The sequence below is a fragment of the Burkholderia sp. Bp9015 genome (assembly GCF_003853505.1).
GTDB lineage: Bacteria > Pseudomonadota > Gammaproteobacteria > Burkholderiales > Burkholderiaceae > Burkholderia.
Map to the genome: position 1 here is coordinate 1 of NZ_QTPZ01000075.1, position 3629 is coordinate 3629.

Here is a 3629-nt window from a genome sequence, read left to right on the forward strand (position 1 = left end):
TTACTCACCCAGATACGCAGCCCGCACCTTCGGATCGTCGAGCATCTGCTTCGCGTCGCCTTCCATCGTGACCGTGCCGGAATCCATCACGTAGCCGCGGTCGGCCGCTTGCAGCGCGAGCCGCGCGTTCTGCTCGACCAGCAGCACCGTGATGCCCTCCTTCGAGATCTCGCGCACCACTTCGAAGATCTTCTCGACCATGATCGGCGACAGGCCCATCGACGGCTCGTCGAGCAGCAGCAGCTTCGGCTTCGACAGGATCGCGCGCGACATCGCCAGCATCTGCTGCTCGCCGCCCGACAGCGTACCCGCGAGCTGCGTTGCACGCTCCTTCAGCCGCGGGAAGAAGCCGAACATCCGGTCGACGTCCTGCTTGATCTGCTCCTTGTCGTTGCGCAGGTATGCGCCCATCTGCATGTTCTCGATGATCGACATCCGCGCGAAGATCCCGCGACCTTCCGGCACCATCGCGAGGCCGCGCTTGAGCAGCTCGTGCGACGGCACGCCCTTGATCGACTTGCCGTCGTACTCGATGTCGCCCGCCGAGTACGGCTTGAGACCCGTGATCGCCTTCATCGTCGTGGTCTTGCCCGCGCCGTTCGCGCCGATCAGCGTCACCAGCTCGCCCTGGCGGACTTCCATGTCAACGCCCTTGACGGCCTGGATGCCGCCGTAGTTGACCTGCAAGCCCTTGATTTTCAACATTGCCGCTGCCATCAGTGCACCCCTGCGCCGAGATATGCCTCAATCACCTTCGGATTCTTCTGCACGTCCTGCGGCAGACCCTCGGCGATCACCTTGCCGTAATCGAGCACCGTCATCCGGTTGCACAATCCCATCACGAGCTTCACGTCGTGCTCGATCAGCAGGATCGTACGGCCGTCCGAGCGGATCTTGTCGAGCAGGCGCGTGAGTTCGACCTTCTCGGTCGCGTTCATCCCGGCCGCCGGCTCGTCGAGCGCGAGCAGCTTCGGGTCGGTCGCCAATGCGCGCGCAATCTCGAGACGGCGCTGGTGGCCGTACGACAGGTTGCGCGACGTGTAGTCCGCGTACTGCAGCACGCCGACGTATTCGAGCAGCTCGATCGCGCGTTCCTTGATCTCGCGCTCTTCCTGGCGCTCGGCCGGCGTCTGGAACACCGCGCCGAGCAGCCCGTGCTTGGTCCGCACGTGGCGGCCCACCATCACGTTCTCCAGCGCCGTCATCCCGCCGAACAGGCGGATGTTCTGGAACGTGCGCGCGATGCCCGTCTTTGCGACCTGGTGCACCGCGGTCGGCTTGTATTCCGTGCCGTCGAGCTTGAACTCGCCGGAGTCCGGCGTGTAGAGGCCCGTGATCACGTTGAAGAACGTGGTCTTGCCGGCGCCGTTCGGGCCGATCAGGCCGTAGATCTCGCCTTCCTTGATCTGCAGGCCGACGTCGGACAGTGCCTGCAGCCCGCCGAAGCGTTTGTTCACGCCCGAGACGGACAGTCGGATTTGCTTGTCGCTCATGTGTGTATCCCCTTGTCCGTTGGTTAAGCGCGCACCGGCTTCTTGCTGTTGCGCTTCGCCAGTTTCGCGATCTTGTCCTCATGCTTCGGCGCCGGCCACAGGCCTTCCGAGCGATAGAGCATGATGATCACCATCGCGAGGCCGTACAGCGCCTGACGGATCACTTCGGTGTCGACGATGTCGTGACCGAAGATCGCGTGCTGCAGCGGGCTCATCGTCGAACGCAGGAATTCCGGGAAGATCGCGAGCAGCACCGCGCCGAGGATCACGCCCGGGATGTGGCCCATGCCGCCGAGCACCACGCACGCCAGCACGACGATCGATTCCCAGAACGTGAACGACTCGGGCGACACGAAGCCCTGGAACGCACCGAACATCGCACCCGACAGGCCGCCGAACGACGCGCCCATCGCGAACGCGAGCAGCTTCACGTTACGGGTGTTGATGCCCATCGCCTTCGCGGCGATTTCGTCTTCGCGGATCGCGGCCCATGCGCGGCCGATACGCGAATGCTGCAGGCGCGTACAGACCCAGATCACCAGCAGCGCGCAGAGCACGAACAGGTAGTAGTACATGTAGACCGACGGCAGCTGGAAGCCGAAGATCGAGTGCGTCTGCGACAGGTTGAAGCCGCCGACGTGCACCGGATCGATGCCCGTGATCCCCTTCGGGCCGTTGGTGATGTTCACCGGACGGTCGAGGTTGTTCATGAAGATCCGGACGATTTCACCGAAGCCGAGCGTCACGATCGCCAGATAGTCGCCGCGCAGGCGCAGCGTCGGCGCGCCGAGCAGGATGCCGAAGGTCGCCGCCAGCGCCATCGCGATCGGCACGATGATCAGGAACGGGATGTGCAGGCCGTTCGGCGCGAGCGCCGCGATCCACTCGAACTGCGAGGTCAGGTGCGGCGAGCTCAGCAGTGCCGCCGTGTACGCGCCCACCGCGTAGAACGCGATGTAGCCGAGGTCGAGCAGGCCGGCGAAGCCGACCACCACGTTCAGGCCCAGCGCGAGCATCACGTACAGCATCGCGAAGTCGAGCACGCGGACCCAGTAGTTGCCGCCTGCCGAGCCGATGATGATCGGCGCCGCGATCACGAAGGCCGCGGTCAGGATGCCGATGACGACGGTCTTGGCGGTGTTGCGTTCTTCGACGAGCGACGTCGAGGATTCGATCGGTTGAATGGATGTCATGTTGTTTGCTCCCCTTCCGTTACGCGCGGTCCGCGACACGTTCGCCCAGCAGGCCCGACGGACGGAACACCAGCACGATGATCAGCACGATGAATGCGAACACGTCCTGGTAGTTACTGCCGAACACGCCACCCGTGAGGTTGCCGATGTAGCCCGCGCCGAGCTGCTCGATCAGGCCGAGCACCACGCCGCCGACCATCGCGCCGCCGAGGTTGCCGATCCCGCCGAGCACCGCCGCGGTGAACGCCTTCATGCCGGGGATGAAGCCCATGTAGAAGTGCACGTTGCCGTATTCGGACGCGATCATCACGCCGGCCAGCGCGGCGAGTGCGGAGCCGATCATGAACGTCGCCGAGATCACGAAGTTCGGGTTCACGCCCATCAGGCTCGCGGTGTTCGGGCTTTCGGCGATCGCGCGCATCGCGCGGCCGAGCTTGGTCTTGTGCACGAGCAGCAAGAGGCCTGCCATCACGATGAACGCCACCGCGATGATCACGATTTCGGTGACCGAGATCACGGCGCCGGGCGTCGTGTCGGTCGCCTTGATCACGTTGATCGGATCGGTCGGCAGCAATTGCGGGAACGGCAGCGGGTTGCGCGACCAGATGATCATCGCGGCCGTCTGCAGCAGGATCGACACGCCGATCGCGGTGATCAGCGGCGCGAGACGCGGTGCGCGGCGCAGCGGCCGGTACGCGACCCGCTCGATCGTGTAGCCCACGCACGCGCAGACGACGGCGGCGATGCCAAGGCCGATCGTCAGCGTCGCGACGTTGCCGAGTCCGGGAAAGTGGTTCTGCAGCACGGTGATCGCCGACAGGGCGACCATCGCGCCGATCATCAGCACGTCGCCGTGCGCGAAGTTGATGATGCCGAGAATGCCGTACACCATCGTGTAACCCAACGCGATGATGGCGTACACACTGCCGAGCACCAGCCCGTT

The 3629-nt window shown here is 64.6% G+C and carries 4 protein-coding genes; all 4 read right to left on the reverse strand.

Translation table 11 applies throughout. The features are described from left to right. Complete coding sequence (locus DIE12_RS37525) at window positions 1-717, reverse strand: ABC transporter ATP-binding protein (protein ID WP_044845604.1); 717 nt, start codon at window positions 715-717, stop codon at window positions 1-3. After that, entirely contained in the window at window positions 717-1493 is a 777-nt protein-coding gene (locus DIE12_RS37530; RefSeq protein WP_044845603.1) for an ABC transporter ATP-binding protein, read from the reverse strand. The genes DIE12_RS37525 and DIE12_RS37530 overlap by 1 nt, the downstream gene beginning before the upstream one ends. A 23-nt stretch (window positions 1494-1516) precedes the next feature. Beyond that, window positions 1517-2686: an ABC transporter permease subunit gene (locus tag DIE12_RS37535; RefSeq protein WP_044845602.1), complete on the reverse strand. Its 1170-nt coding sequence runs from the start codon at window positions 2684-2686 to the stop codon at window positions 1517-1519. Window positions 2687-2705: 19 nt separating this feature from the next. Then, the coding region (locus DIE12_RS37540) for a branched-chain amino acid ABC transporter permease (protein ID WP_148092733.1) at window positions 2706-3629 on the reverse strand (924 nt) is incomplete at its 5' end.

Coding starts and splice junctions, on each gene's coding strand:
- DIE12_RS37525 (WP_044845604.1), bottom strand. CDS start 717: ATGGCAGCGGCAATGTTGAAAATCAAGGGCTTGCAGGTCAACTACGGC.
- DIE12_RS37530 (WP_044845603.1), bottom strand. CDS start 1,493: ATGAGCGACAAGCAAATCCGACTGTCCGTCTCGGGCGTGAACAAACGC.
- DIE12_RS37535 (WP_044845602.1), bottom strand. CDS start 2,686: ATGACATCCATTCAACCGATCGAATCCTCGACGTCGCTCGTCGAAGAA.